The sequence below is a fragment of the Nocardia sp. NPDC057668 genome (assembly GCF_042799795.1).
Taxonomy (GTDB): domain Bacteria; phylum Actinomycetota; class Actinomycetes; order Mycobacteriales; family Mycobacteriaceae; genus Nocardia.
The window spans coordinates 287,050-313,290 of the sequence record NZ_JBHVIC010000007.1; the positions used below are offsets into that span (position 1 = coordinate 287,050).

General features: G+C 69.1%; 26 protein-coding genes and 3 tRNA genes. 17 read left to right on the forward strand and 12 right to left on the reverse strand.

What is annotated here, in order from left to right; translation table 11 throughout:
• Positions 1-9: 9 nt before the first annotated feature.
• The 3 genes from ACFVBH_RS34600 to ACFVBH_RS34610 all read left to right on the forward strand — a co-directional run bounded on the left by ACFVBH_RS34600 (position 10) and on the right by ACFVBH_RS34610 (position 3,461).
• Positions 10-720, forward strand: a complete 711-nt coding sequence (locus tag ACFVBH_RS34600) for an acetoacetate decarboxylase family protein (RefSeq protein WP_379008239.1) — start codon at positions 10-12, stop codon at positions 718-720.
• Positions 717-1,487: an SDR family NAD(P)-dependent oxidoreductase gene (locus ACFVBH_RS34605; protein ID WP_379008243.1), complete on the forward strand. Its 771-nt coding sequence runs from the start codon at positions 717-719 to the stop codon at positions 1,485-1,487. The genes ACFVBH_RS34600 and ACFVBH_RS34605 overlap by 4 nt, the downstream gene beginning before the upstream one ends.
• Before the next feature lie 261 nt (positions 1,488-1,748).
• Entirely contained in the window at positions 1,749-3,461 is a 1,713-nt protein-coding gene (locus tag ACFVBH_RS34610; RefSeq protein ID WP_379008245.1) for an ABC transporter ATP-binding protein, read from the forward strand.
• A gap of 105 nt (positions 3,462-3,566) precedes the next feature.
• Here ACFVBH_RS34610 and ACFVBH_RS34615 read toward each other — a convergent pair whose 3' ends face one another.
• Complete coding sequence (locus ACFVBH_RS34615) at positions 3,567-4,388, reverse strand: crotonase/enoyl-CoA hydratase family protein (RefSeq protein ID WP_354988388.1); 822 nt, start codon at positions 4,386-4,388, stop codon at positions 3,567-3,569.
• Positions 4,389-4,514: 126 nt separating this feature from the next.
• Between ACFVBH_RS34615 and ACFVBH_RS34620 the strand changes: the two genes are divergently transcribed.
• Entirely contained in the window at positions 4,515-6,119 is a 1,605-nt protein-coding gene (locus ACFVBH_RS34620; RefSeq protein WP_354988387.1) for a succinic semialdehyde dehydrogenase, read from the forward strand.
• A 148-nt stretch (positions 6,120-6,267) separates the two neighbouring features.
• Positions 6,268-6,337: transfer RNA gene (locus ACFVBH_RS34625), tRNA-Val, on the forward strand.
• A gap of 50 nt (positions 6,338-6,387) precedes the next feature.
• Here the strand turns inward: ACFVBH_RS34625 and ACFVBH_RS34630 are convergent.
• Positions 6,388-6,999 (reverse strand): YbhB/YbcL family Raf kinase inhibitor-like protein, encoded by a 612-nt coding sequence (locus ACFVBH_RS34630; RefSeq protein WP_379008249.1) that lies wholly within the window; start codon positions 6,997-6,999, stop codon positions 6,388-6,390.
• 239 nt (positions 7,000-7,238) lie between these two features.
• Here ACFVBH_RS34630 and ACFVBH_RS34635 point away from each other — a divergent pair, with 239 nt between their 5' ends.
• The 3 genes from ACFVBH_RS34635 to ACFVBH_RS34645 all read left to right on the forward strand — a co-directional run bounded on the left by ACFVBH_RS34635 (position 7,239) and on the right by ACFVBH_RS34645 (position 8,665).
• Positions 7,239-8,096 (forward strand): helix-turn-helix transcriptional regulator, encoded by an 858-nt coding sequence (locus tag ACFVBH_RS34635; RefSeq protein ID WP_379008252.1) that lies wholly within the window; start codon positions 7,239-7,241, stop codon positions 8,094-8,096.
• Between the two features lie 65 nt (positions 8,097-8,161).
• Positions 8,162-8,233: transfer RNA gene (locus tag ACFVBH_RS34640), tRNA-Ala, on the forward strand.
• A 54-nt stretch (positions 8,234-8,287) separates the two neighbouring features.
• The gene (locus tag ACFVBH_RS34645) at positions 8,288-8,665 is read left to right on the forward strand and encodes a hypothetical protein (protein ID WP_379008255.1); all 378 of its coding nucleotides are present in this window, start codon (positions 8,288-8,290) and stop codon (positions 8,663-8,665) included.
• A gap of 134 nt (positions 8,666-8,799) precedes the next feature.
• On the opposite strand, the gene ACFVBH_RS34650 is transcribed toward ACFVBH_RS34645, so the two are convergent.
• The 5 genes from ACFVBH_RS34650 to ACFVBH_RS34670 form a co-directional block, all read right to left on the reverse strand.
• The gene (locus ACFVBH_RS34650) at positions 8,800-9,714 is read right to left on the reverse strand and encodes an NAD-dependent epimerase/dehydratase family protein (protein ID WP_379008257.1); all 915 of its coding nucleotides are present in this window, start codon (positions 9,712-9,714) and stop codon (positions 8,800-8,802) included.
• A 184-nt stretch (positions 9,715-9,898) separates the two neighbouring features.
• A tRNA-Pro gene (locus ACFVBH_RS34655) sits at positions 9,899-9,972 on the reverse strand.
• 64 nt (positions 9,973-10,036) lie between these two features.
• The gene (locus tag ACFVBH_RS34660) at positions 10,037-10,783 is read right to left on the reverse strand and encodes a hypothetical protein (protein WP_379008260.1); all 747 of its coding nucleotides are present in this window, start codon (positions 10,781-10,783) and stop codon (positions 10,037-10,039) included.
• A gap of 479 nt (positions 10,784-11,262) precedes the next feature.
• Complete coding sequence (locus ACFVBH_RS34665; protein ID WP_379008263.1) at positions 11,263-12,372, reverse strand: hypothetical protein; 1,110 nt, start codon at positions 12,370-12,372, stop codon at positions 11,263-11,265.
• A 52-nt stretch (positions 12,373-12,424) separates the two neighbouring features.
• A complete protein-coding gene (locus ACFVBH_RS34670; protein WP_354988378.1) occupies positions 12,425-13,387 on the reverse strand; it encodes a metallophosphoesterase in 963 nt (320 codons plus the stop codon).
• 69 nt (positions 13,388-13,456) lie between these two features.
• Here ACFVBH_RS34670 and ACFVBH_RS34675 point away from each other — a divergent pair, with 69 nt between their 5' ends.
• On the forward strand, positions 13,457-13,921 hold the full coding sequence (locus tag ACFVBH_RS34675; protein WP_354988377.1) for a GatB/YqeY domain-containing protein: 465 nt from the start codon (positions 13,457-13,459) through the stop codon (positions 13,919-13,921).
• A gap of 116 nt (positions 13,922-14,037) precedes the next feature.
• Here ACFVBH_RS34675 and ACFVBH_RS34680 read toward each other — a convergent pair whose 3' ends face one another.
• The gene (locus tag ACFVBH_RS34680) at positions 14,038-16,404 is read right to left on the reverse strand and encodes a penicillin-binding protein (protein ID WP_354988376.1); all 2,367 of its coding nucleotides are present in this window, start codon (positions 16,402-16,404) and stop codon (positions 14,038-14,040) included.
• A gap of 300 nt (positions 16,405-16,704) precedes the next feature.
• Between ACFVBH_RS34680 and ACFVBH_RS34685 the strand changes: the two genes are divergently transcribed.
• Complete coding sequence (locus ACFVBH_RS34685; protein ID WP_354988375.1) at positions 16,705-17,028, forward strand: WhiB family transcriptional regulator; 324 nt, start codon at positions 16,705-16,707, stop codon at positions 17,026-17,028.
• Positions 17,029-17,168: 140 nt separating this feature from the next.
• Here ACFVBH_RS34685 and ACFVBH_RS34690 read toward each other — a convergent pair whose 3' ends face one another.
• Positions 17,169-18,338: an ArsA family ATPase gene (locus ACFVBH_RS34690; protein WP_379008269.1), complete on the reverse strand. Its 1,170-nt coding sequence runs from the start codon at positions 18,336-18,338 to the stop codon at positions 17,169-17,171.
• A gap of 2 nt (positions 18,339-18,340) precedes the next feature.
• The gene (locus tag ACFVBH_RS34695; RefSeq protein WP_379008271.1) at positions 18,341-19,360 is read right to left on the reverse strand and encodes an ArsA family ATPase; all 1,020 of its coding nucleotides are present in this window, start codon (positions 19,358-19,360) and stop codon (positions 18,341-18,343) included.
• Positions 19,361-19,530: 170 nt separating this feature from the next.
• Here ACFVBH_RS34695 and ACFVBH_RS34700 point away from each other — a divergent pair, with 170 nt between their 5' ends.
• The 3 genes from ACFVBH_RS34700 (at position 19,531) to ACFVBH_RS34710 (ending at position 21,091) form a co-directional block, all read left to right on the forward strand.
• Positions 19,531-19,695 carry a hypothetical protein gene (locus ACFVBH_RS34700; RefSeq protein WP_354988372.1) on the forward strand — a complete coding sequence of 55 codons (165 nt, stop codon included), beginning with the start codon at positions 19,531-19,533 and terminating at the stop codon, positions 19,693-19,695.
• Positions 19,692-20,162, forward strand: coding sequence for a RidA family protein (locus tag ACFVBH_RS34705; RefSeq protein ID WP_354988371.1), 471 nt, complete (start codon positions 19,692-19,694; stop codon positions 20,160-20,162). Before ACFVBH_RS34700 ends, ACFVBH_RS34705 begins: the two co-directional genes overlap by 4 nt.
• Before the next feature lie 119 nt (positions 20,163-20,281).
• Complete coding sequence (locus ACFVBH_RS34710) at positions 20,282-21,091, forward strand: MBL fold metallo-hydrolase (protein WP_379008275.1); 810 nt, start codon at positions 20,282-20,284, stop codon at positions 21,089-21,091.
• A gap of 192 nt (positions 21,092-21,283) precedes the next feature.
• On the opposite strand, the gene ACFVBH_RS34715 is transcribed toward ACFVBH_RS34710, so the two are convergent.
• Entirely contained in the window at positions 21,284-21,958 is a 675-nt protein-coding gene (locus tag ACFVBH_RS34715) for a Crp/Fnr family transcriptional regulator (protein WP_019044571.1), read from the reverse strand.
• Positions 21,959-22,250: 292 nt separating this feature from the next.
• Positions 22,251-22,493, reverse strand: coding sequence for a hypothetical protein (locus tag ACFVBH_RS34720; RefSeq protein ID WP_354988369.1), 243 nt, complete (start codon positions 22,491-22,493; stop codon positions 22,251-22,253).
• 253 nt (positions 22,494-22,746) lie between these two features.
• Here ACFVBH_RS34720 and nth point away from each other — a divergent pair, with 253 nt between their 5' ends.
• From nth to ACFVBH_RS34740, 4 genes are all read left to right on the forward strand, one after another.
• On the forward strand, positions 22,747-23,445 hold the full coding sequence (gene nth / locus ACFVBH_RS34725; protein WP_379008746.1) for an endonuclease III: 699 nt from the start codon (positions 22,747-22,749) through the stop codon (positions 23,443-23,445).
• 59 nt (positions 23,446-23,504) lie between these two features.
• On the forward strand, positions 23,505-24,083 hold the full coding sequence (locus ACFVBH_RS34730; protein WP_379008278.1) for a TlpA family protein disulfide reductase: 579 nt from the start codon (positions 23,505-23,507) through the stop codon (positions 24,081-24,083).
• Positions 24,084-24,254: 171 nt separating this feature from the next.
• Entirely contained in the window at positions 24,255-24,983 is a 729-nt protein-coding gene (locus ACFVBH_RS34735; RefSeq protein ID WP_354988366.1) for a CoA pyrophosphatase, read from the forward strand.
• On the forward strand, positions 24,980-26,173 hold the full coding sequence (locus ACFVBH_RS34740; protein ID WP_354988365.1) for a MarP family serine protease: 1,194 nt from the start codon (positions 24,980-24,982) through the stop codon (positions 26,171-26,173). The genes ACFVBH_RS34735 and ACFVBH_RS34740 overlap by 4 nt, the downstream gene beginning before the upstream one ends.
• Positions 26,174-26,241: the final 68 nt, after the last annotated feature.

Below are 26,241 nucleotides of genomic sequence, written 5' to 3' on the forward strand. Positions count from 1 at the left end.
AATTTGGGAATGGCAGAGGCGCATACCGTACTGGGCGAACAGGTCCGGATGCCGGTGCGGATTCGGCAGGCCGACGCCAGCTCGGCGCTGTTCCTGGTCGATCTCGACGCCGCCCGCGACCTGGTCGCCGGCACCGGACTGGAACCGCTCGCCACGCTCGGTCGGGCGGTCCTGTCGCTGGCCTTCGTGCGCTACGTCGACGGCGATCTCGGCCCGTACCACGAATTCGCCTTCTCGCTCATGACGCGGCAGCCCGGGCGCAAGGACAGCACCGGGGCCTACATCCACTGGCTCCCGGTGAACCAGTCCTTCACCTGCGAAGCGGGCCAGTCGATCTGGGGCTTCCCCAAGCTCATGGCCGACATCGACATCACTCCCGTGCGCGGCGGCCACCGCTGCGAGGTGCGGGTCGACGGGCAGTTCGTGATCGGCCTGCGCGTGGCCGACGGCCTGCCCATGCCAGGCGGCGCGGGCGGTTCGTCCATCGACGCCTACACCTCACGCAACGGCGTGCTGCGGCGCACGCCCTGGCTGATGAATCCCGGTGCGGTGCGCGGACGGCCGGGCGGCGCGCGGGTCGAACTCGGCGATCATCCGATCGCCGCGCAGCTGCGGGCACTCGGGCTGCCCAAGCCCGCGCTGTTCGCCAGCCGAATCGGCACTCTGCGCATGACTTTCGAGGACGCCGCGACGGTACTGCAGACCTGGGAGAACCGATGACACAGACAGCCCTCGTCACCGGTGCGGCCAGCGGCATGGGCCGCATCGTCGCCCAGCGCCTGGCCGCCGCCGGCCACCGGGTCGCCGCCCTCGACATCGACCCCGAGGGCCTGCGGGTCACCGCGGACCGCTCGCCCAACACCCACACCTACCTCTGCGACGTCTCGGACCCCGAACAGGTGCGCGCCGTGGTGGACAAGGTGCGCGGCGAACTCGGCACGATCGACCGGCTCGTGCACGCCGCCGGCATGGCGCACGTGCACGCGTCGGCGCTGAATCACGATGTGGCGCAGATCAAGAAGATGATCGACGTCAACTACATCGGCACCGTGAACCTGTGCCAGGCCGTCATCCCCGCCATGAAACAGGCCGGGACCGGCACCGTGGTGCTGTTCGCCTCGGTCGCGGGCTGGCTGCCCTCGCCGGGCATGGCGGGCTACTCGGCGTCCAAGTTCGCGGTCATCGGCTTCATCGAGAGCCTGTCCTACGAACTGCGGGACAGCGGGGTGCGCCTGCTCGGACTGTGCCCGCCGGTCGTGGAGACCGCGTTCCTGGACAAGGTGCGCGCGGAGAACGAATCGGTGCTGGGCGGTGCGAGCGGCATGAGCCCCGAGTCCGTCGTCGACGCGCTGGAGCGGGCGCTGGCCAAACCCGCCAATCCGCTGTTCGTCTTCCCCGGTCAGGCCTACCCCACCTACCTCGTGCGGCGCTTCGCGCCCGGCTTCCTGCGCCGGGTCGTGGCTCGCATGGTCAAGCCGACGGAGTAATTCGTCGTGCGGGACACCGGCTCGTGCTCCGACCGGTGAACCGCGAACGGCGCTGGGTGATCGGGGCTCTGCGATCGCCCAGCGCCACTCTCTCGTAGCTATTCTTCGGCTAATATTCGCTGGCCCGCCGCTCGCCCGCGCGGGACGATATCCCTTCTGCACTGCTCGAACACCATTCGAGAGAGGGGACGGATGAGCTCACGCGCGCCTGCGTTGAAACTGGTTTTGCGCTATTACGGGCGAGAATTCAAGAAACGAAAGTTGTTGTCGGCCATAGCCATGCTGGGTCCGGCACTCGGAAACATCTGTCAGAACTACATCGCCGCGCTGCTGGTCGCCGTCCTCGTCGGACGGGTGGCCGCGGGCGGCGACTCCGGCGCGGGCGCACTCGCGCCCTTCGTCATCGGCTTCGCCGCGATATTGCTGATCGCGGAAATACTGTGGCGCATAGGAATTCACTGCCTCAACCGGATCGACGCCTACGGCATCGAGAATCTCTACATCACCGCCATGGACGAACTGCTGGCCAAGGACGCGGCGTTCTTCCACGACAACTTCGCCGGATCGCTCACCAAGCGGGCGCTGAGCTTCGCCACCCGCTTCGAGCAGTTCGTCGACACCATCGCCTTCGAGATCGTGGCCGCCCTGCTGCCGCTGACCTTCGCGGCGGTGGTGCTGTGGCGCTACGACCCGATGCTGGTGGTGGTGCTGATCGGGATGATCGCGCTGACCTGCCTGGTCATCACCCCGCTCATCCGGCGCCGGCAGGAGCTGGTCGACGACCGCGAGGCGGCCATCGCGCTGGTGTCCGGGCACGTCGCCGACAGCCTGGCCATCATGCAGGTGGTGCGCGCCTTCGGGGCCGAACCCCTGGAGGCGGCCGAACACCGGCGGCGGGTCGCGTGGCAGCGGCGCAAGGCCATTCGGTCCTGGGACTACGCGAATCTGCGCATCGACACCGCCATCGTGCCGCTGGTGGTGATCACCAATGTGCTCGGGCTGCTCATCGCGGTGAACATCGGCGGCGGGCACGCGCGCGTCGAAGTGATCATGGTGGCCTTCACCTACTACTGGAACGCGACCGGGCTGATGTTCCGGTTCAACCAGATCTACCGGCGGCTGGAGACCGTGCTCACCGAGGCGGCGCAGTTCACCGAACTGCTTTTGCGGCCGCCGACGGTGGTCGACGTGCCCGATCCGGAACCGCTGCTGCCCAAGGGTTCCGGCGTGCGCTTCGATCGGGTCGACTTCGCGCACGCGGGCAACAAGCCGCTGTTCGCCGGACTGGATCTGGACGTCCCCGCCGGGACCAAGCTGGGCCTGGTCGGGCGCTCGGGCGGCGGCAAGACCACGCTCACCCAGCTGCTGCTGCGCATGATGGACGTCGACGGCGGGACGATCAGCATCGGCGGGCAGGACATCTCGCGGTTGCGGCAGCAGGAGTTGCGCAGCCAGATCGCCTACGTGCCACAGGATCCGGCCATGTTCCACCGCACGTTGCGGGAGAACATCCGCTTCGCCCGGCCCGGGGCCAGCGATGCGGAGATCCTGCGCGCCGCCGAGGCCGCGCACGTCACCGAATTCGCCGAGTCGCTACCGCAGGGCATGGAGACCCTGCTCGGCGAGCGCGGTGTGAAACTCTCCGGCGGGCAACGCCAGCGGGTCGCCCTCGCGCGGGCGATCCTGCGGGACGCGCCGATCCTGCTGCTGGACGAGGCCACCAGCGCCCTCGATTCCGAGAGCGAGAAGCTGGTGCAGCAGGCGCTCTGGGAACTGATGGATGGGCGTACGGCGCTGGTGGTCGCGCACAGGTTGAGCACCGTCGCCGGTATGGATCGGCTGGTGGTGCTCGATCACGGGCGAATCGTCGAGTCCGGCACCCACGATGACCTGCTGCACGCGGAAGGGATGTACGCGCAGCTGTGGAGTCATCAATCGGGTGGCTTCCTCGGCGAGGAACTCATCGCCCGCTAGGCGCACCTCCTGCAGGGTGGAGGTGCGCCCGGTGGGTCGGGGCCGCCGGGGGAGAGAAGGGAAACCCCCGGCGGTCCCGTTCATTCGGGGATCGCCCCAAAGTTCTTACTGGCCGGTGAAATTGGGCTTGCGCTTCTCGGCGAACGCGCGCGGGCCCTCCTTGGCGTCCTGGCTGCGGAAGACCGGCAGGCCGACCTTGGCGTCGATCTTGAACGCCTCGTCCTCGTGCAGGCCCTCGGTGTCGCGAATGACCTTGAGGATCGCCTGCACGGCGAGCGGGCCGTTGTTGTTGATCAGCTCGGCGATCTCCAGGGCCTTGTCCAGCGCGGTGCCGTCCGGCACCACGTGGCCGATGAGGCCGAAGCCGAGCGCCTCCGCGGCGGTGATGTGCCGGCCGGTCAGCAGCAGCTCCGCGGCCACGGTGTACGGAATCTGGCGCGGCAGGCGCACGGCCGAGCCGCCCATCGGGAACAGGCTCCACTTCGCCTCGGAGACACCGAACTTGGCGCTCTCACCGGCGATGCGGATGTCGGTGCCCTGCAGGATCTCGGTGCCGCCGGCGATGGCCGGGCCCTCGACCGCCGCGATCAGCGGCTTGCTCAGGCGGTAACCCTTGAGCAGACCGGGCATGCGGGTCGGATCGAACACGCTGCCGCTGGCCATGCCCGCGCTCGGGTCGTTCTTGGCCATGTTCTTCAGGTCCGCGCCCGCGCAGAACGAGCCGCCCGCACCGGTCAGGACGCACGAGCGAATCGTGGGATCGCTGTCCACGCGCTCCCACGCCTCGGTCATGATCGCGAGCATCTCGCCGGTGAGAGCATTGCGAGAGTTCGGGCGGTTCATGGTGACGATGAGCGTCGCCCCGCGCTGCTCCACGAGGGCATGGGGCTCGGTATTGCTACTTGTTTCAGTCGTGGCTGTCGTCATCGCCGACCTTTCTTTCCGCGTGTTCGGGGACGAAAGTACCCCGCGCCGTTGTCCTGAACAATAACGTGTTCTAGTTTGGATCATGGGTGACCGCCGTCACGGGCGGCAAGTTATGGAGAGAACGCCATGAGCACAACGAGCACGCAGCGCGGCTCCCGGGCCAAGCTGCCCCCACGCGTCACGGAATCCCTGGTCAACCGGCTCACCGCCATGGTTACCGCGGGCAAGGCGGGCGATGCCCGCGATCCGTACGACATGATCGAGGTCTACACCGGAGACGTTGTCGGGCAGCTGCCGCAGTCCTCGCCCGAGGACGTGCTCCTCGCCGTCGAGACCGCCCGCGCCGCGCAGGCCGAATGGGCCCGCCGCCCGCTCGAGCAGCGACTCGAAGTGTTCGAACGCGCTCACGAACTCATCCTCTCCGAGATCGAGACCATCGCCGATCTGATTCAGATCGGCTGCGGTAAGGCTCGTCGCATGGCGATCGAAGAGGCCTGCGACACCCCGATGGTCATCGCGCACTACCTCAAGACCGCGAAGAAGACCCTGCGCTCCCGCAAGCGCAGCGGGCCCATGCCGGTCATCACCAGCTCCACCGAGGAGCACCGGCCCAAGGGCGTCGTCGCGGTCATCGCGCCGTGGAACTTCCCCTTCGCCATCTCCATGTCCGACTCCGCGCCCGCGCTCATGGCGGGCAACGGGCTCGTGCTCAAGCCGGACAACAAGACCGCGCTGTGCACCCTGTTCGGCATCGAACTGCTGCACAAGGCCGGGCTGCCGCGCGGGCTGGTCCAGGTCGTGTGCGGCGGCGGGCCCGACGTCGGCCCGACGATCATCGACAACGTCGACTTCGTCATGTTCACCGGCTCCACCAACACCGGGCGCACCATCGGCGCGCAGGCCGGGCAGAACCTCATCGGCTGTTCGCTCGAACTCGGCGGCAAGAACCCGATGCTGGTGCTGGACGACGTGAACCTCGACGAGTGCATCCCCAGCGCCACCTTCGCGGTGTTCGGCAACACCGGGCAGGCGTGCATGCACATCGAGCGAATCTATGTGCAGGAGAAGGTGTACGACGAGTTCCTGCGCCGATTCGTCGCCGCGGCCGACGAACTGGGCGCCAAGGCCGGCGCCACCTACGACTTCGACCCCGAGATCGGCTCGCTGGTCTCGGTCGAGCACATGGAGCGGGTCTCCGCGCACGTCGAGGAAGCCCGGGAGAAGGGCGCGACCATCGTCACCGGCGGCAAGCCCCGGCCCGACATCGGCCCCGCGTTCTACGAGCCGACCGTGCTCACCGACGTCACCCCCGACATGTCCCTGGCCACCCTCGAGACCTTCGGGCCGGTGGTGTCGATCTACAAGTTCGGCACCGACGAGGAGGGCATCCGCCTGGCCAACGACACCGCGTACGGGCTCAACGCCAGCGTGTGGGCGGGGGATCTGGAGCGGGCCGGGCGCATTGCCGCCAAGATCGACTCCGGGGCGATCAACATCAACGACGGCTTCGTGACCACCTACGCGGCCAAGGGCACGCCCTCGGGCGGGGTCAAGGCGTCCGGCGTCGGCACCCGGCACGGGGCGGCGGGGATCCTGAAGTACACCGACACGATCAACATCGGCGTGCAGAAGAAGCAGATCCTGGCCGCGCGCGCGGGGATGCCGTACGAGAAGCAGCTCAAGAGCACGCTCATGACGCTGCGGCTGATGAAGCGTCTGCATCTGGGCTGAGTGCCGGTCATCTGGGCCGAGTGCCTCGTCGCGACAGCGACCCCGCAGCCGGAATCGGCTGCGGGGTCGCTTGTTTCGTGCCCCGTCGCGTCCGGAACGGTCTAATTCACTCGCGCGTTGCGCGGCAGGCCGGATAGTGTGAGGCGAGCATGGGGTAGCTCAGTGGTAGAGCTCTCACAGACAGTGTGAAGGCGCGGGTTCGATTCCCGTCCCCATGACTCAGAACCTTTGCCGTACAGGCTACTTCGGCTGTGGTGCCGGAAGCCGTTCAAGGGCGCTGCGCGGTCACCGTCAACTGCCCCGCGCCGATGATGTGGCCGCTCATCGAGAACGAGGCCGCCGCGGGTGAGGTTGAGGCCGGGGCGCCCAGTTGTGCGGTATCCAAGGCCAGCACCGTGATTCGGTAGGTGTGCGCCCTGTCGCCCGCGGGCGGGCACGGGCCCAGGTAGCCGGTCGCCCCGGCGTCGTTGGTGCCCTGCACCGCGGCGTCACCCGGCTCGAATTCCGCTGCGCCCGAGGCGATGTCCCAGGTCATCCAGTGCCAGAAGCCGCTGCCGGTCGGGGCGTCGGCGTCGAACATGGTGATCGCGAAGCTCTTCGCGGCCGCGGGCGCGCCGGACCAGCGGATGGTGGGGACCTTGTTCGCGGCGGTGCAGCCGAAGGCGGCGGCGAAATTGTCCGGGCCGAAGGTGTTGTCCGCGCCGATGTCCGGGCTCGTGACGGTGAAGCGCGCGGCGCCGGAGGGGATGACCTCGCGGACCGTGACGCCGGTTTCGGGGGCCGGAGCCGGGGCGGGAGCCGCGTCGGATCCGCAGGCCGCCGTCGCCAGTGCGGCGGAGGCGACCACGGCCGCGGACATGATTCGTGCGATGTTCTTCACGGCGATCCTCCGGATGTCGGTGTTTCATTTGCCGGGATCAACGTCTCGTATTCCGGGATAGTCGGGAAGGCTGTGCGCATCCTGGTATCGGGGATGCCACCTTCACGGGGCAGATCTGCGCGGGTGCGGGGGAGGAGATGCCGGCGGCGGGCAGTCCCCGGTGCGGCGGCGTCGGCGCCGGGCTGTCCGGTCCGGCGGCCGGTCCGAGGTGGTCGCGGGCGATCGGCCAGTATGGGGTGGTGGAGAGAGTGAATTCGGGCGCCGAACTCGGCGCGTTCCTGCGGGCGATGCGCGAACGACTGTCCCCCGCCGACGCGGGCCTCCCCGTCACCGGCCGCCGCCGCACCCCCGGCCTGCGCCGCCAGGAGGTCGCCGAACTAGCCGCGGTGAGCATCGACTGGTACATCCGCCTGGAACAGGGCCGCGCGGTCACCCCCGGCGCGGCGGTCCTGGACGCGGTGGCCGCGGCCTTGAGCCTGTCCGAGGCGGAGCGAGCCCACCTGCACCTGATCGCCCGCGGCGCCCAGCCGCCCCCGCGCCCCGCCTCCGCCGCCCTGAGCCGGTCCGTCCAGGCGATCCTCGACGGCATGCCCCTGCTCCCGGCCTACGCCATGGACTATCGTTGCGACGTCCTGGCCCGAAATGCCGCCGCCGCGGCCCTTTTCGGCGATTCCTTCGCCCCCGGCGTCAACACGGCCCACCTCCTGTTCCTGGACCCCGCCACCCGAACCGCCCAACTCGACTGGGATCGCGTGGCCCGCGAAACGGTCGGCAACCTCCGCCTGCACCAGGCCCGCCACCCCGACGACCCGCGCCTGCACGAGGTGATCGGCGAACTCCGAACAGCCAGCACCGATTTCGCCACCTGGTGGAACGACCACACCGTCCAGGACCGCTCCCACGGCACGAAACGCATCCACCACCCCACCGAAGGCACCCTCGCCCTCACCTACGACACCCTCCTGATCCCCGGCACGTCCGACACCCGCCTCTACGTCCTGACCCCCGCCACCCCCGCCACGGAACGCGCCCTGGCAACCCTCCTCACCACCCACGCCCACCGCCACGGCACAACCCGCCTCCACCCCGCCGTCTGACCTCCCCGCGCACCACCGGAATTCGGTGGCCCCGCCCCATTCCTCCCGCTACGGTTCCCCCGGGGCGTGGAGTAGCTCAGTCGGTAGAGATCTCATTCGCAGTGTGAAGGTCGCGGGTTCGATCCCCGCCTCCACGCCCTCCGAACTTCCGGCCGACCGTGCCGGCCGCACCAGACCGAAGCCGGATCCCGATGTCGCGCAAGAGCCCCCAGGAGAAGAAGGCCCTCTCCTACGCCCGCGACCGCCGCAACACCTACGGCGAGAACGACAAGAGCTCCCGAAAGAACATCCCCCGCAACAAACGTGTCCCGAACCGCTCCGACCGCCACCACGCCACCCAGCAACTGTCGAAGGCGATCGGCCCGCCGAACTCCGAAATCGCGTCCGGGGCAGAACTGTCCCTGACCACGAAGAAGTCGATGTGGTTCACCAAACGCTGGCGCAAGTCCCCCGACACCCCGCTGGCGGAAGCCCTCACCTGGAGGCTGCAGAACCGAACCCGGCGCGGGATGAACACCCCGGAGGCCACAACCTCCCGAATCAACCGCATCGAGCGGCACATCGGCTGACCCGCGTGGGTCCGGCAGGCAGGTTCCGGCACGGCCGTGTTCGTGTCATTTCCGCCAGGCCGGACATGGCGCGGGTCCATGGGCTGCCGGCAAAGGCCCGTGAGTTCGAGCCAGGCCTTCCCGCCACTCCGGTGTCAGGTGAGGATGGCGGCCGCCATGCCCTCGCGGTAGCTCGGGTAGGTGGGGGTCCAGGCCAGGGCGATCCGGGACTTCGTGTTGTCGGCGCGGAGGGTCGTGTCGAGCATCAGGGGGCCGAAGTAGGGGACCATCCGGCGGAGCCAGGGAGCGGGGATCCGGACCGGGTGGGCGGCGGGGCGGGCCGCGGCCGCCACCTCCAGCCAGGTGGCGGGGGTGTCGTCGACGACGTTGTAGGCGTGGCCGGGGGAGCCGTGCTCGAGGGCGGCGACGGTGGCCGCCGCGGCGTCGTGCACGTGGATCCAGGAGACGGTTCCGCCGCCGCGCCAGGGGACCGGGGTGGGGCGACTGCCGGGGGCCGGGTCGAACCAGGTGCCGGGACCGTAGAAGAGGCCATAGCGCAGGGCAATCCCGGCCACGTGGGGAGCGGCGAAGGTCTGGTGTTCGGTGGAGCGCAGCCCTTCGATGACGGGGTCCGCGGCGTTGCCGTGCGCGATCGCGAACTCGTCCTGCTCGGTCAGGAGACGGTCGCCGTGATCGGTGTACCCGTAGCCCAGCGCCATCGACTGGGTGAGGAACCGTTGCGCGCCAACGACTTCGGCCGCCTCCAGCAGGTTCGCGGTGCCGACCGTGCGCAGCAGGGTGCTCGGATCGTTCGCGTCCAGGATGCGCTTGGGCTTGGTGAGCGCGGTGAGCTCGTGGATGACCGCGTCCGCCCGCACCCCGGCCAGGGCTCGCAACAACCCGTCCCGGTCCATGGCGTCGGCCCGCACCGCTCGCGCGCCCAGAACCGCTGCGGCACCGGCGGTCTGCTCACTCCGCGCCAGCGCCAGCACTTCGTGCCCACCCGCCACCAGCGCCCGGGTCAACGGCCGCCCGATCGCACCGGTAGCTCCCGCCAGCAGAACTCTCATGCCGCACATCCTCGGATCGCCGTGTCGATGACGGAAACTAGACGTCCGGGCAGGCCGGAACGTGACGGCCCGCGCCTGTGATCCGGGTCTCGTGATCGGAAAGGGCTCGCACCGGTGGAGTCCCCGGACAAGCAGAAAGGCCCTGACCAATGGTCAGGGCCTTTCTTGTGTCTCAACCAACACGTCGGGGTGACAGGATTTGAACCTGCGACCTCTTCGTCCCGAACGAAGCGCGCTACCAAGCTGCGCCACACCCCGTGAGGCGAACCTGCAGTAGCTTAACCGATGGGTGGGGTTGATGCTAAATCGGGTGGTCAGAGGGTTAAAACAGGCGGAGGGTGGCGAGTAGGCGGCGGGCGAAGTCGCGGGTTACCGAGCGGTCCACGCCGGTGTCGGCGCCGATCGCCAGGACCAGGGCGCCGGCGCTGCCGCCGGAGACCGCGAAAGTGTGCACGGCGAAGGTCTTGGCGCAGCTCGCGTCGGCGGCGGTGAACGTCCCGGTCGTCTCGAGGTAGACCCCGTGCAGCGCGTGCGAGGACGAATCGAACGGCTCGGCCGTGCCGGGAACGATGGAAGTGTTTGTCGTCCAGCCGATCCGGGCCATCCGGGTGGCGATGTCCGCGGCCGCCGCGGCGGTGTCCGCGATCTTCGTCTGGGTCAGGAACATCTGGGTGCGGACGTTGTCGGTGCAGTAGCCGACCCCCTCGTAGGCCAGCCCGGCGACCGGCACCGAATCGGTGGCCGAATTCATACTCGAGTGGCTCGTGTCCACGGTCCAGTCCTTCGGCACATCCCAGGCCGCCCGCAGATCGTTCGGCACCACCGTCTGGTACCCGGCGATGACCGGGGCGGGCGTGGTGCTCGTCGCCGTCGTGGTTCCGGCCGAGGTGCTCGTGGTCGTCGTGCCCAGCCCCTGCTGCCCGCCCGAATCGCGAGTGACGACCCCGACGGCGGTCACCGCGACCAGCGCCACCACGAGCGCTCCGAGCCCGGCGAAGAGCCACACGCGCGCGTTGCCGGGGGTCCGCCCGGACCCGTAGGGCGGCTGCGGATTCCGATAGGGCGGCACCGAATTCGGCCCGGTGGCATACGGTCCCGTGCCGACGCGCGCACCGGTGGTGTATCCCGGAGGCGGACTCGCGTGCGAATGCGGCCCCGTACGAACAGGATTGGGCCGACCCGGGGTGACGGGATCGAGCTTCCCCGCCGCGATGGGATTGGGCGGCCCCGCCACACCGGGACTCGGCCGCCCCGCCGTATACGTCCGCGGCGGCCCGGTATCCGGCGGCGGCACGAACGGCTGCTGCGTGGTCGGCTCGGCCCGGCGCGCGGGCCCCGGACCCGGCCCGGGCGGACCCGGCGGCGGTGGTGGCGGTTCCGCACCGCGCGCGGGCGGCACCGTATGCGGCGACTCCCACCGCGAACCCGGCGCCGGCGGCCCCTGCCACCAATCCGCCTGCACGTCGGTCCGATCCGGATCACTCCGGTCTCGTTCGTCACCGGTCATCACGGACCCCCTTCCGGACGATTCCCGCCCGGCCCTGCCCGCTAGATCGGGCGGATCGAGGCGAGCAGTTTCTTCGCCGTCGCCGTATCCACCGAGCCCGCCACCCCGGTGTCGGCCGCGATGGTGAACACGAACGCGCCCTCCTCACCCGGGAAGGCGAAGGTGTAGACGGTGAACGTGGAGGCGCAGCCCGCGGTCTGCACCGGCGCGCTGCCCTTGAACTCCTGGTAGATCCCGGACAGCTCACCGCCGGACGAGGAAAACGCCTCGGCCGCACCGGGAGTCGCGCCCGTGGTGGTCGGCCAGCCGATCCGGCTCAGCTTCGTGCCGATGTCCGCCGCGGCCTTGCCCGGATCGGTTTCCACCGACTGACTCAGAAAGATGTTGGTGCGCACGTAATCCGGGCAGTAGTCGACGCCGTCCTGCGCCAGCCCCGCGATCGGAATCTGATCGGCGCCCTCGCCGATCGTGGACTGCGCCGACCGATCGACCGCCCAGCTCTTCGGAATGTCGTACGCCGCACCGTTATCCGGAATCGACACCACCTGGTAGCCGGGGATCACCGCTGTCGGCGCACCCGCCTTGGTGGTGCTGGACTTGGGCGCGGTCGGCTTGGCCGACGGCGAATTCTCGGTGGTGAGCGCGCTGATCAGCGAGGGCGTCGTCTTCGACTGCGCCGACGGCTCGTCCGAGCTCCCGTTCACCAGCACCACGGTCACCACCGCGCCGATGATCGCCACCACCAGCACGCCGATGCCCGCGAACAACCAGCCCTTGTTGCCGCCGCCGCCACCGGGAGGCGCGCCGTACGGCTGCTGCGGCGGCTGCTGCCCGTACCCCGGCTGCCCGTACGCGGGCTGCTGCCCGTACCCCGCCCCGTAGGCCGGTTGCGCCGGCGCGGACTGATACGGCTGCTGCCCCGAATACGGCTGCTGCTGATACGGATCGGGCCCCGGCCCGTACTGCTGCCCACCCGGGAACGGCGTGGTCGGCTGCGCCACCCAGGTCGGATCAGCCTGCTGCGCAGCGGGATTGCTCCCCGATGGCGGATTCTGCTGCCACGGCGAATCCGCCGCGGGCGTACCCTGCCACCAGTTCGGATCCGGCCCGCCGGCGGCCGGATCATCATTGCGGTCATTACCACTGGTCACGGTTTTGTCCCCGTCCTCGACTACATACCGCGTTGTATATCGCTGTAAACGCCTATCGCGCGACAGCCTCCGGCGCGGTACGCCCGCGGCCCGATTCCGAGACCGGCTTCTTGGGCGGAGCGCCGACCAGGGTCACCAGGGTCGCCTCCGGACGGCAGCAGAAGCGGTACGGCGCCCACGGCGAGGTGCCGAGCCCGGCAGAGACGTGCAGGCGCATATGGGCGCCCCACTTCGACGGCCCCTTGACCCGCGCCCGGTCGATCCCGCAATTGGTCACCAGCGCGCCGAAGCCCGGCAGCACCAGCTGGCCGCCGTGCGTGTGCCCGGCCATGACCAGGTCGTACCCGTCGGCCGCGAAGCGATCCAGCACGCGCGGCTCGGGGGAGTGGGTGAGCCCGATGCTCAAGTCCGCGAGCGGATTCGGCGCCCCGGCCACCGTGTCGTAGCGATCACGCCGCAAATGCGGATCGTCCACGCCCGCCGTCGAGATCCGCACCCCGGACACCTCGATGTCGCGGCGCACGTGCGTCAGATCCAGCCAGCCCCGCTCGGTGAACGCCGCCCGCATGTCCTGCCAGGGCAGCGGATCACCCATGACCCGCTTGTGGTCCTTCTTGAAGTACTTCAGCGGGTTCTTGGGCACCGGCGCGAAATAGTCGTTGGACCCGAACACGAACAATCCCGGCCGGCCCAGCAGCCCGCCCAGCGCCTGCACCACCGCGGGCACCGACTTCATGTGCGAGAGATTGTCGCCGGTGTTCACCACCAGATCCGGCTCCAGCCGGTCCAGTTCGCGCAGCCAGGCCTGTTTCAACTTCTGGCCGGGCATCATGTGCAGGTCGGAGATGTGCAGCACCCGCAGCGACGGCTTGCCCGGCTCCAGCACCGGCAGCGTCGCTTCGCGCAGGGTGAAAGCGTTGCGCTCGATGAGCGTCGCGTAACCGATTCCGGCGACGGCAGTCCCCGCGGCGCCCAGGGCGGTACGGCGGAGGGTGGCGGTCGAGATGACGGGCATTCGCCCAGAATAGGCGACCCGCAGAAAATGCGTACAGCGTCGCGGGTGTTCAGCGGTACCGTGGCGGCCATGTCGGAACTCAAATCCAAGCTGCGGGCCGATCTCACCACCGCGATGAAGGCCAAGGACGCGCTGCGCCTGAACACCGTGCGCATGCTGCTGGCCGCCATCCAGACCGCCGAGGTCGCGGGTTCGCAGGCGCGGGAACTCTCCGATACCGAGGTGCTCGCGGTGCTGGCCAAGGAGGCCAAGAAGCGCAACGAAGCCGCCGTCGTCTACGAGCAGGCCGGGCGTGGTGAACTCGCCGCCAACGAGCGCGCCGAAGAGGCCGTCATCGACGAGTACCTGCCGACCCAGCTCACCGAGGCCGAGGTCGCCGACATCGCCGACACCGCCATCGCGCAGGTTGCCGAGGAGAACGGCGAGCGCCCGGGCATGCGCCAGATGGGCCAGGTCATGAAGATCGCCACCGCGCTGGCCGCGGGCCGCGCCGACGGCACCCGCGTCTCCAAGGCCGTGAAAGACCGGCTGTGAGCTCGAACACCCGCGCCTGAAGGCCGCGAACGACCGAGGCCCCTCGCCAGTGGCGAGGGGCCTCGTGTCATCTCGGGAACCGGTGTCCGCGCCGGTGTGCCGGGCGCGGTCTCCGGTCAGCGCGGAATCGGGATCGGAATCGGGATCGGCGGCAACCGCGGAATGGTTATTCCGGGCAACCCGGGCACCGAGGGCGCCGGCTGATCCGGTTGCGGCGCCGGCCGCATGGTGCCGTCGCTGACGTAGATGGTGATCACCGAACCCGGGATCGCCGACCCGTCCGGCGACATGCTCACCACGGTGCCCTTACCCGCGCCGGGCGCCGAGGCCACCGACACCTGGAAGCCCGCCGCGATCAGCTTCGCGTTCGCCTCGCCCTGCTGCAGGCCGATGACGTCCGGAATCTGCGCGTTGTTCGAGCCGCGCACGTATTTGTCGTCCAGCGGCGGCAGCCCCGGCGGCGGGAACTTCCCGAGCACGTCCCGGACCGCGGCCAGCCACGATCGAGCCGGCTCGTTACCGCCGAACAGGTCGCCGCTGCCGCAGTTCCGCAGCGGGAACGAGCAGATCTCGCCCGGGGTCGGGCTGTCGCCGTAGATGTAGGCCGAACCGGCCAGCGAGTTGGTGAACGCCAGGAACGCCGAGGACCGGTGGCTCTCGGTGGTACCCGTCTTGGCCGAGAGCGGCGCGTTCCAGTTCACGGCCCGGGCCGCGCCCGCCGCCGTGCCGCTGATGTCGTCCTTGCTCATGGCGTTGGCCAGGGTGTTGGCCAGACCCGGCTCCACGACCTGCTCGCACGCCTGCTGGGTGAGCGGAACGTTCTTGCCGCTGCGATCCACCACCTCGCGGATCGGGGTGGGCGGGCACCACTTGCCGCCGGAGGCGATGGTCGCCGCCACGTTCGACAGCTCCAGCGGATTGATCGCGACCGGGCCCAGGGTGAACGAGCCCAGATTCTGGTCCTTGATCATGTCCGCCAGGCTCTGGTTGCCGTGGCCCGAGGTGCCGGGCTGGGTGTAGGACCGCATGCCCAGGCGCACCGCCATATCGACGGTCGGGGCCACGCCCACATCGCGAATCAGCTTGACGAACGCGGTGTTCGGGGAGGTCGCGAGCGCCTCGGTCACCGACATCGGCGACTTGTACTTGCCCGCGTTCTCGACGCAGTAGGTCGCGGCCGGACAGCCCTTCGCGCCGCCGTTGCCCATGCCCTGGGCCTCGAAGCGGCCGGGCACGTCCAGCTGGGCGTTGATGCCCAGGCCCTTCTCCATGGCCGCGGCCGTGGTGAAGAGCTTGAAGATCGAGCCCGCGCCGTCGCCGACCAGCGAATACGGCTGCGGCTGCACGGTCTGATTGGCGTTGCCGTCCAGGCCGTAGGTGCGGCTGGAGACCATGGCGAGCAGCGGATGCGAATCCTGGCCGGGGCTCACGATGTTCATGACCTGGGCGATGTCGCCGAGGTTCGGATCGGCGTTCTGCACCACCGCGGCCTTGGCCGAGTTCTGGACGTCGGGGTCCAGCGTGGTGCGGATCAGGTAGCCGCCCTTGTCGATCTGATCCCGGGTGATGCCGGCGTTGGCCAGGTACTGCAGCGCGTAATCGCAGAAGAACCCGCGATCCTGCGCCGCGATGCAGCCGCGCGGCAGGCCCTTGGGCTCGGGCAGCACGCCCAGCGGCTCGGACTTGGCCGCACGGAACTTCTCGGCCTGATTCGGGACGTTCTGGATCAGGGTGTCCAGCACGGTGTTCCGGCGCTCGAGCACGCCCTTGGGGTTGGTGTACGGGTTCAGCTTGGAGCTGGACTGCACCATGCCCGCGAGCATCGCCGACTGCACGATGTCGAGGTTCTTGGCATCGATGCCGAAGTAGGTCTGCGCGGCGTCCTGGATCCCGTAGGAGGAGTTGCCGAACGGCACCAGGTTCAGATACCTGGTGAGGATCTCGTCCTTGGTGAGCTCCTTCTCCAGCGTCATCGCCATGCGGATTTCGCGGATCTTGCGGGCGGGGGTGGTCTCGATGGCGGCGCGGCGCTCGGCGTCGGTCTTGGCCACCACGAGCAGCAGGTAGTTCTTCACGTACTGCTGGTCGATGGTGGAACCGCCCTGCTGGACCTCGCCGCCGGAGGTGTTGGTCAGGAAGGCCCGGAAGGTGCCCTGCCAGTCCACACCGCCGTGGTCGGCGAAGCGCTTGTCCTCCACCGAGACCAGCGCGAGCTTCATGTCATTGGAGATCTGGTCGCTGGGCACCTCGAATCGGCGCTGCTCGTACAGCCACGCGAACGGCGTGCCGTTCACATCGACCATCGTCGACACCGCCGGGACCGTGCCTTCCACCAGTTCGGCGGAGACATTGTCTACGGCGTCGGCGGCTCGGTTGGAGATATACCCGAAACCGCCGGCGAGGGGGAACAGCAACCCGGCGAGGAGGACGGCTGCCAGCGTGCAGCTGCCGGCCAGTCTCGCGAGCGTTCGTGTGATCGGCACGAGCCCTAGCCTAATTGCCCTTTCCGTCGCCCGGCGTCCGCCCGGGGCGGGTGTCCATTCGCCGTAAAGGTGCCGACTGACCGGTTTTTGGTGACGAATGCGTGGACGGGCGTACCAGAAAATCTCGGGACGGTCTTGCGCTTGCCACGCCTCATTACCTAGATTGAGAACCCAGTGTGATAGAGCTAACACTCAAAGTGGAATGTGGTGCAGTTCGCAGTGGGGTTGGGTATCTGCGCGCTGCACACGCGATTCTGGAGCGCCGTGACCCGGTGTTCGGACTGCAAAGGGGCACACCAAATGCATATGACTACCCCGATCGCTCGACTGGACGTGGAGCAGGCCGAAGCACGTATTGCCTGGGTTGCCCAGGCCCGATGCAAGGAAGTGGATCCCGACCAGCTCTTCGTGCGCGGTGCAGCGCAGCGCAAAGCGGCCACCATCTGCCGGCACTGCCCGGTCCTGATGGAGTGCGGCGCCGATGCCCTCGACAACCGAGTCGAGTTCGGCGTGTGGGGCGGCATGACCGAACGCCAGCGCCGGGCGCTGCTCAAGCAGCACCCGGAGGTGACCTCCTGGTCCGACTTCTTCCGGGTCCAGAGGACGCAGAAAGTCGCCATGTAACTCGTATCCCCCAAAGCAGAACGGACCGAGCCCGCGATTGCGGGCTCGGTCCGTTTCCGGGACAAGAACGGGCAAAAACGCCTCTTCGGGCACTCAGCCCCCGGTTTGCCAGACCGGTTGACGCTTTTTCACGACGCCCGTCACGCCGGGCGTGTCGCGGTACCCGCGGCGGCCAGTTGATCGGCGACGGCGCGCAGCGCCTCGACGTCGGCGACCTCGAACGGGAGCGAGGTCACCGCCGCGATCGGCACCCGCGGATGCGCGCCGGTGAACCGTTGCAGCAGATGCTGTTCGCGCTTGGCGGTCAGCGCTCGCTGCGCGTGGATGCGCAGGACGGCGGCGGCCAGCGCGGTGGGCGACTCTGCGTCCTCCTCGGCCTCCCCCGCCGGAGCCAGCCGATCGGCGGCGACCTGTGCCTGCTCCGCCGAGAGCGAGCTGAGCACCGGGTGGGTGCGGTTCAGCACCAGCCCGGCCAGCGGCATCTTGTCGGTAGAGAGCCGGTCCACGAAGAACGACGCCTCGCGCAGCGCGTCCGGCTCGGCCGCCGCGACCACGATGAAGTGCGTGCCCGGGCGCGACAGCATGGCGTAGGTGCGGTCCGCGCGATCCTGGAACCCGCCGAACATGGACTCCAGCGACTGCAGGAACACCGAGGCGTCCTTGAGCAGTTGCCCGCCGACGATGGTCGAGACGCCGCGCAGCGCCAGGCTCATCGCGCCGGCGACCAGCTTCCCGACCCCGCGGCCCGGGGCCATGATGACCCGGATCATCTTGCCGTTGAGGAAGTTACCCAGGCGCTTGGGCGCGTCCAGGAAGTCCAGGGCGTTGCGGGACGGGGGAGTGTCGACCACGATCAGGTCCCACTCCTTCTTGCTCGCCAGCTGTCCCAGCTTCTCCATCGCCATGTACTCCTGGGTGCCACCGAAGGAGGACGCGACGGTCTGATAGATCGGATTGGCGAAGATCTGCTCCGCCTTGTCCGGGCTGGTGTGCTCGAGCACCATCTCGTCGAAGGTGCGGCGCATGTTCAGCATCATGGCGAACAGCTGGCCCTTCGCGCCCTCGGCCAGCTCGACCTGCTGCGGCGTGTTGCCCAGGTCGCTGACCCCGAGCGACTGCGCCAGCCGGCGCGCCGGGTCGATGGTCAGCACCACGACCTTGCGACCCGCCTCGGCGGCCCGCAGCGCGATGGCCGCGGCGGTGGTGGTCTTGCCGACGCCGCCGGAGCCGCAGCACACCACGATGCGCGCGTTCGGGTCGGCGATGACCTTGTTGATGTCCAGGGGGACGGTGGCAGCCGGAACGATCATGGTCAGCGGACTCCCTGTGCGCTCAAGTGCTCGGCCAGCTCGTAGAGCCCGCCCAGGTCGATGCCGTCGGCCAGCGACGGCAGGTACAACCGGGAAACATCGACCCGCGCGAGATCGGCGGCGTTCTCGTCCTGCGCCTGCAGTCGCGCGGAGTGCTCGACGGTCTCCTCGACCAGGCCCTGGAAATCGGCATCGGACAGCGTGATTCCGGCCTCGGTGAGCCCGGCGCGCAGTGCGTCGGTGTCGAGCTGGCCCTCGGCGGCCTTGGCGCGCAGCTCGCGCGGGAGCAGTCCCTCGCTGGCGCGGTTCACGATGACGGTGCCGATGTTGAGGTCGTTGGCGGTGAGCTCGGCGACCGCGTCGGCGGTCTCCTGCACCGGCAGCGCCTCGAGCAGGGTCACCAGGTGGATCATGGTCTGGGGCGAGTGCAGGAGCTTGGAGACCCCGTCCGCCTGGGTCTGGATCGGCCCGCCGCCGGCGATCTCCGCCATGGCCTGGGTGACGTCCAGGAAGCTCGCGATACGGCCCGTGGGCGGGGCGTCGATGACTATTTCGTCATACACCGGTTTACCCGCCTTGTCGGCGCGGACGGCGCACTCCTTGATCTTGCCGGTGAGGATGACGTCGCGCAGGCCCGGTGCGATCGTGGTGACGAACTCGATCGCGCCCACCCGGCGCATGGCCCGGCCGGCGAAGCCCAGGTTGTAGAACATGTCCAGGTATTCCAGGAAGGCGTGTTCCACGTCCAGTGCCAGGGCGAGTACCTCGCCGCCGCCGTCGGCGGCCGCGATGCGAGTCTCGGTGGGCGGCAAGGGCGGCAGGTCGAAGAGCTGGGCGATGGACTGTCTGCCCTCGACCTCGACCAGCAGCACGCGGCGGCCCCCCGCCGCGAGTGCCAGCGCCAATGCGGCCGCGACGGTGGACTTCCCGGTTCCCCCCTTTCCGGACACGTAGTGCAGGCGGGCCTTGTCCGCCCGCTCCGGCCAACCTGCTTCGACCCCCGGCTCAACCGAAACGGGCACTGCTATCGGTACTCCCACGCTCGCGAGCCTATAACCCGTTCCTCGTTCCTGCCCATAGGTGACGCCAACTGTCTGATACACCACGTTGGAAAATTGGATTTCCCGATGGCGCAGCGCAGTCCGGAGGTCCCGGGGAATCCGACCGGCCCGGCCGGGGCTAACCTCACCTCATGAGTGAGTTGACCGCTTGGGAATACGCGACCGTGCCGCTGTTGACGCATGCCACCAAGGCGATCCTGGACCAGTGGGGCTCCGACGGCTGGGAGCTCGTCTCCGTCCTGCCCGGGCCGACCGGTGAGCAGCACGTCGCCTACCTGAAGCGCCCCAAGAAGTGAGCGCCCCCGCGACCGAGTGGGCGGCGAACCTCGACAAGCTCGGGTTCGCCATCCCCGCGGTGGCCGCGCCGGTGGCCTCGTACATTCCGGCCATCCGCACCGGCAACCTGGTCTACACCTCGGGTCAGCTGCCGTTCGTGGACGGGCAGCTCTCGATCACCGGCAAGGTCGGCGCCGAGGTGAGCACCGAGCAGGCCGCCGAGGCCGCGCGGCTGTGCGCCCTCAACGCCCTGGCCGCGGTGCACGCGCTGGTCGGCCTCGACAACGTGGTGCGGATCGTCAAGGTCGTCGGATTCGTGAACTCCGCACCGGGTTACACCGATCAGCCGGTCGTCATCAACGGCTCCTCGGACTTCCTCGGCGCGGTCTTCGGCCCCGCGGGCGTGCACGCGCGCTCGGCCGTCGGCGTCTCCGAGCTCCCCAAGAACACCCCGGTGGAAGTCGAACTGATCGCCGAGGTTCGCTGACGTTTCACCCGGCGCACGTCACCCGTGGCGTGCGCCACCCGCCAATCCGATTGGCGCACAATAGAAGCGCAGTGAGACAAAGCATGGACACGCAGCCTCGCCCGCGTTAGGACCAAGGTATGACCCTCACTCACCCCGCGTATGAGCAACTGCGGCAAGTGACCCCGTCCGCCGCCGTCGTGCTGGCCGACAATCCCAGCGGAATGACGTTGCAGGGCACCAATACCTGGCTCCTGCGCGCACCCGGCCACACCGGCTGGGTGGTGGTGGACCCGGGGCCCAAGGACCGCGAGCACACCGCCGCGATCGTGCGCGAGACCGGCGGCGACGTCGCGCTGATCCTCATCACGCACGAGCACGCCGATCACACCGGCGGCATCGATCACCTGGTCGAGGCCACCGGAAGTCCGGTGCGCGCCAAGGCTTCCAAGTTCCTGCGCGGCGCGGGCACGAACCTGTCCGACGGCGAGGTGATCGAGGCCGCCGGCCTGCGCATCACCGTGCTGGCCACCCCCGGCCACACCGAGGACTCGCTGAGCTTCCTCGTCGACGGCCCGGACGACGCCGACGCCGCCCTGATCACCGGCGACACCGTCCTCGGTTCGGGCACGACCGTGCTCGAATCCCGCGACGACGCCCTGGCCGATTACCTGGAGTCCCTGCGCCGCCTGGCCGAGGCCGCCCCCGGCCGCGTGCTGCTGCCCGCGCACGGCCCGGACCACGCGGACGCGCTGCCGGTCATCGACTACTACATGAAGCATCGCGAGGAGCGCCTGAACCAGGTGCGGGCCGCGCTCGCCGAACTCGGCCCGGACGCCGGATCGCTGCGCATCGTCGCCAAGGTCTACGCGGACGTGGACAAGCGGCTGTGGCCCGCGGCCCGTAGCTCGGTGAAAGCTCAACTCGCCTACATCCGCGCCCACGGCTGATCCACCCACGCGGCGGTATGCCGCCGAAACCGGATCGGCCGTCGCCTGATCCGGGCCGTGCATCTCGGCCCGGCTGCCCACCTCGGGGGTCGAGGCGGATCGATCGCCGCGGTCGCAACCGGTGCGCAAACATGTCTGGACCGGTCGCCAGCTCTGATGGCGACCGGTCCAGAGACGTTGTGCGAGTTGTAGCTACCGCGCGCGGCGGGCCAGGCGCTCCGAGTCGGAGATCAGCACGCTCTTGCCCTCGAGCCGCAGCCAGCCGCGATGCGCGAAGTCGGCCAGGGCCTTGTTCACGGTTTCGCGCGAGGCGCCGACCAGCTGGGCGATCTCTTCCTGGGTCAGGTCGTGGGTCACGCGCAGCGCGCCCGCTTCCTGGGTGCCGAACCGCTGGGCGAGCTGCAGCAGCGCCTTGGCAACACGACCGGGCACATCGGTGAAGATGAGGTCGGCCAGGTTGTTGTTGGTGCGGCGCAGACGGCGGGCGAGGACCCGCAGCAGCTGCTCGGCGATCTCCGGGCGCTGGTCGATCCACGCCTTGAGCGCGTCCCGGTCCATGGTGACCGCGCGGACCTCGGTGACGGTGGTGGCCGTCGAGGTGCGCGGGCCCGGATCGAAGATCGACAGCTCACCGAACATGTCCGACGGGCCCATGATGGTCAGCAGGTTCTCACGACCGTCGGGGGACCGACGGCCGATCTTCACCTTGCCGGAGGTGATGATGTAGAGCCGGTCACCGGGCTCGCCCTCGTTGAAGATCACGTGACCGCGCGGGAAGTCCACTGGCTGAAGTTGTTTGGCGAGAGCCGCCACCGCGGTGGGCTCGACGCCTTGGAAGATGCCTGCTCTGGCGAGGGCCTCGTCCACGAATGTGCTCCTTATGGGAAATGGCTCTGTCCTCGACCGAAGCGAGTCGGCCGACAGTGCAGTCTACTTTGCAATATGTCCGGGTAGTGATAGACACCACGCAGCGCGCTCATTCTCCGACACGCGGCGCCCGTTTACCGGACACGCAAAGACGGTTTTCCGACACGCGAGGTTCAATCTAGCGACACGCCGTCGGCGCGGTGTGAGGAAGATCAGAATACGTGCTGTCGGATCGCACCGGACACCCCGCGGGCCGGGCGGGGGAGCGCCGGGAAAATCGACGGAAATCGGCTCAGCTGGCCTGGGCCACGTCGAGGCCCTTGGCTGCCGGGCGAGCCCGGCGCGGGCGCGCGGCCGCTGCCGGCAGACCCAGTTTGGTGAGGTCGTTGACCTCGGCATTCGTGGCTCGATCCAGGTACTGCTGGACCTCGGGATCGGGCTCGAGGAGCTTGCGAAGCCGGTTCTCGACCCGTTCCATCACCAACGCGAACAGCATGAGCGCTATCGGAAACAGCACCACGGCGAGTCCTTGCATAGGGGTGAGTAAACACGCCGAAGGTCTCAGATGGAACACGGGGAGTGCGCAGCCCGGTTGATGCGTCCGGGTGGTTCCGTAAGGTGGACGCGTGCGTGTCTCACCATCCAGCGCGGCCGCTCCCGGGGCCGATTCCGGCCCGTCCGCCGTCCCTACCAGCGACGCGGCGGTTCCGGCGAAAACGGCGCGCGGTGCGCTCACACCCGCCGGCGGCAAGGCGAAGTCCCGCGCGAAGGAAACGCACACCGGACTCGTGCGGCGGGCTCGCCGGATGAACCGGACACTGGCCCTGGCTTTCCCGGACGCCCACTGTGAGCTGGACTTCACCACTCCGCTGGAGCTCGCGGTGGCCACGATCCTGTCGGCCCAATGCACCGATGTGCGCGTGAATCTGACCACACCCGCCCTTTTCGCCAAGTATCGCAGCGCCCGCGACTACGCCGAGGCGAACCGGACCGAGCTCGAGGAGTTCATCCGGCCCACCGGTTTCTACCGGAACAAGACCTCCTCGTTGATCGGCCTGGGCCAGGCGCTCATCGAGCGCTACGACGGCGAACTCCCGCACACGCTGGCGCAGCTCGTGGAGCTGCCCGGCATCGGCCGCAAGACGGCCAACGTCATCCTCGGCAATGCCTTCGGCGTGCCCGGCATCACCGTCGACACCCACTTCGGCCGGCTGGTGCGGCGCTGGGGCTGGACCGCGGAAGAGGATCCGGTGAAGGTCGAGCACATCGTCGGCGCGCTCATCGAGCGCAGGGACTGGACGATGCTCTCGCACCGGGTGATCTTCCACGGCCGCCGTGTGTGCCACGCCCGCAAGCCCGCGTGCGGCGCCTGCGTGCTGGCCAAGGACTGTCCGTCGTACGGGACCGGCCCGACCGATCCCGCCACGGCCGCCGCGCTGGTCAAGGGTCCCGAGACCGAACATCTGCTCGAACTGGTGGGCCTGTGAGAGCTGTGTTCTCCCGGAACGGCGTTCGCGGGGGGTGGGCGGTGGCGGCGGTGTGCGCGGTGCTGGCCGTTTCCGGCTGCGGCGGCGCGGCCGAGAGCCCGGACGGTGGCGGCGGCCCGGCTCCGGCGGGCAAGAGCGTGACCGACGAGGAACGAGCCTTCGCGAAACTCGCGCCCTGCCCCGTGCCCTCCGGTGCACCGGCCGACGCGGGCTCTCCGCTGGCGGGCCTGACCCTGGAATGCCTGGCGGATGGCAAGCCGATGGCGCTGACCACCGCTTTGGCCGGAAAACCGGCGCTGCTCAACCTGTGGGCCTACTGGTGCGGACCGTGCGCGGAGGAACTGCCGCTGCTGCAACAGTTCTCGGATCGGGCGGCCGGCGCGGTCACGGTGCTCACCGTGCACAGTGATCCCGGCGCGGGCAAAGCGCTGTCCCGGCTGATCGGCCTCGATAATCATCTGCCCGGCGTGCAGGATCCGAAGATCGAGGTGCGCAAGGCGATCGGCGCACCCGCGGTGCTGCCCATCTCGGTGCTCGTGCGCGCCGACGGTTCCATCGCCAAACTCGTGGTGCGCCCGTTCAAGAGTGTGGACGACATCGCCGACACCGTCGCGGCCGAATTGGGCGTGCGGGCGTGAGTGGCTGTGCGGCAGCCGGGTTCTCCCGCGCCGAGCGTCCCCGCGTACGGGCCTGTTCCGGCCGAACGGTCACCGTGTGAGTGCGCTCGCTGCAGGATGTAGACGTAGTACTTTGTGCTGCTTGGTGTTCGCCGGTTACTCCGGTGCAAACGTGGGTTCGGGAGTGTGGGCATGAGACCAGAGGCGCCTGCGGGCCCTGTTCCGGAGTGGTTGCGCGGGGTGGCCGAGCACGAACCGGCCGATCCGACCGGCGTCAATCCGGTCCTGCGCCGCAGCACCATGCGCCGCTTCGCCGCCGCGGTGACCTCTCCCCGCGAAGCCTCGGTCCTGGTGCTGTTCGGCGGTTCGCCGGACCCGGATCCCGAAGCGCTGGGCGGACTTCCCGCCGACGCGGACGTGCTGCTGACCCAGCGCGCGGCGACCCTGCGCCAGCACAGCGGTCAGGTGGCCTTTCCCGGCGGCGGCGTCGAGCCGCAGGACGACGGCCCGATCAGCACGGCGCTGCGCGAAGCGGAGGAAGAGACGGGGCTGGATCCGGCGAGCGTGCAGCCGCTGTCTATTCTGCCCAAGATCTTCGTGCCGCCTTCGCGGTTCGATGTGACGCCGGTGGTCGCGTATTGGCGAACCCCCGGCGAGGTGGGTGTGGTGAGCGAAACCGAGGCCTCGCGCGTGGTGCGCGTGCCGATCGCGGACCTCATCGATCCCGCCAACCGTTTCGTGGTGCGACATCCGCTGGGTTACATGGGTCCGGCCTTCACGGTGGACGGCATGCTGGTGTGGGGTTTCACCGCGGGCGTGCTCGCCGGACTGCTCGCGGTGTCCGGCTGGGAACACGAATGGGACCATCACGATGTGCGTGATCTGCAGGCCTCGCTGGCCGCGGTAGGGATGACGTTATGACGGCCTCGGCCTGGCTCGACATTGGGATCGTGATTCTGGCGCTGCTGGCGGCCACCTCCGGGTGGCGGCAGGGCGCCGTCGCTTCGGCGCTGGCCTTCCTGGGCGTGGTGCTGGGCGCGGTGGCGGGCATCCTCATCGCCCCGCACATTCTCGTGCACCTGAGCGAGGGCCGCTCGCGGGTGCTGGTCGGCGTGCTGCTCATCGTGGCGCTGGTGATCGTCGGCGAGGTGGCGGGCATGGTGCTGGGCCGGGCGGCCCGCAGTGGCATGCGCGATCCGTTCACCCGCAGCGTGGACAGCGTGGTGGGCGCGGGCCTGCAGATGGCGGCGGTCATGGCCACCGCCTGGTTGCTGGCGCTGCCGCTGGCGAACTCCTCGCAGCCGGGAATCGCGGCCGCGGTCAAGAACTCCCGGGTGCTCATCAACGTGGATCATGTCGCGCCGGACTGGCTGCGCAAGGTCCCGAACGAGTTCTCCAATCTGCTCAATACTTCCGGGTTGCCGGATGTGATCGGGCCGTTCGGCCGGGTGCCCATCACCGCGGTCGAGCCGCCCGACGCGGGCATCCTGCAGTTGCCGGTGGCCCAGTCGCTGCAGGGCAGTGTGCTGCGGATCCGCGGCATCGCGCCGAGTTGCCAACGGCAGCTGGAGGGTTCGGGCTTCGTGGTCGCGCCCGAGCGCATCATGACCAACGCGCACGTGGTCGCCGGAACCACCAGCGTGAGCGTGGATACCGCGCGCGGCGCGCTCGATGCCACGGTGGTGCTGTTCGATCCGTCCAAGGACATCGCGATTCTGGCGGTACCGGGCCTGGACTCGCCGGTGATTCCGCTGGCTCCCGCGCCCGCCAACTCCGGGGAGAGTGCGATCGTGCTCGGCTACCCGGGCGGCGGCCGCTACACGGCCAGCGCGGCCCGCGTGCGTGAGACGCTGGAACTCAAGGGCCCCAACATCTATCGCGACAACAATGTCGAGCGCGAGGTCTACACCGTGCGCGGGCAGGTCCGTGCGGGCAATTCCGGTGGCCCGCTGGTGGATACCGACGGCAACATCCTCGGTGTGGTCTTCGGCGCGGCCGTCACCGACGACGACACCGGCTACGTGCTGACCCTCGAGGAGGTGCGCCCGGAGGTGAACGCCGCTCCGGGAGCGAATGCTTCGGTCGGAACGGGCAGCTGCGTGCTGAGCTGATCGACTACACGCGAACGGGCCGCCCCGACCGGGGCGGCCCGTTCCGCGTTCGCGGCCAAGCGGTTTCG

Bases quoted from the DNA above. Each gene is read 5' to 3' on its own strand.
- ACFVBH_RS34600 (WP_379008239.1), top strand. From the start codon at position 10: ATGGCAGAGGCGCATACCGTACTGGGCGAACAGGTCCGGATGCCGGTG.
- ACFVBH_RS34605 (WP_379008243.1), top strand. From the start codon at position 717: ATGACACAGACAGCCCTCGTCACCGGTGCGGCCAGCGGCATGGGCCGC.
- ACFVBH_RS34615 (WP_354988388.1), bottom strand. From the start codon at position 4,388: ATGACGACAGCCACGACTGAAACAAGTAGCAATACCGAGCCCCATGCC.
- ACFVBH_RS34620 (WP_354988387.1), top strand. From the start codon at position 4,515: ATGAGCACAACGAGCACGCAGCGCGGCTCCCGGGCCAAGCTGCCCCCA.
- ACFVBH_RS34645 (WP_379008255.1), top strand. From the start codon at position 8,288: ATGTCGCGCAAGAGCCCCCAGGAGAAGAAGGCCCTCTCCTACGCCCGC.
- ACFVBH_RS34650 (WP_379008257.1), bottom strand. From the start codon at position 9,714: ATGAGAGTTCTGCTGGCGGGAGCTACCGGTGCGATCGGGCGGCCGTTG.
- ACFVBH_RS34670 (WP_354988378.1), bottom strand. From the start codon at position 13,387: ATGCCCGTCATCTCGACCGCCACCCTCCGCCGTACCGCCCTGGGCGCC.
- ACFVBH_RS34675 (WP_354988377.1), top strand. From the start codon at position 13,457: ATGTCGGAACTCAAATCCAAGCTGCGGGCCGATCTCACCACCGCGATG.
- ACFVBH_RS34685 (WP_354988375.1), top strand. From the start codon at position 16,705: ATGCATATGACTACCCCGATCGCTCGACTGGACGTGGAGCAGGCCGAA.
- ACFVBH_RS34690 (WP_379008269.1), bottom strand. From the start codon at position 18,338: ATGATCGTTCCGGCTGCCACCGTCCCCCTGGACATCAACAAGGTCATC.
- ACFVBH_RS34700 (WP_354988372.1), top strand. From the start codon at position 19,531: ATGAGTGAGTTGACCGCTTGGGAATACGCGACCGTGCCGCTGTTGACG.
- ACFVBH_RS34710 (WP_379008275.1), top strand. From the start codon at position 20,282: ATGACCCTCACTCACCCCGCGTATGAGCAACTGCGGCAAGTGACCCCG.
- ACFVBH_RS34720 (WP_354988369.1), bottom strand. From the start codon at position 22,493: ATGCAAGGACTCGCCGTGGTGCTGTTTCCGATAGCGCTCATGCTGTTC.
- ACFVBH_RS34735 (WP_354988366.1), top strand. From the start codon at position 24,255: ATGAGACCAGAGGCGCCTGCGGGCCCTGTTCCGGAGTGGTTGCGCGGG.
- ACFVBH_RS34740 (WP_354988365.1), top strand. From the start codon at position 24,980: ATGACGGCCTCGGCCTGGCTCGACATTGGGATCGTGATTCTGGCGCTG.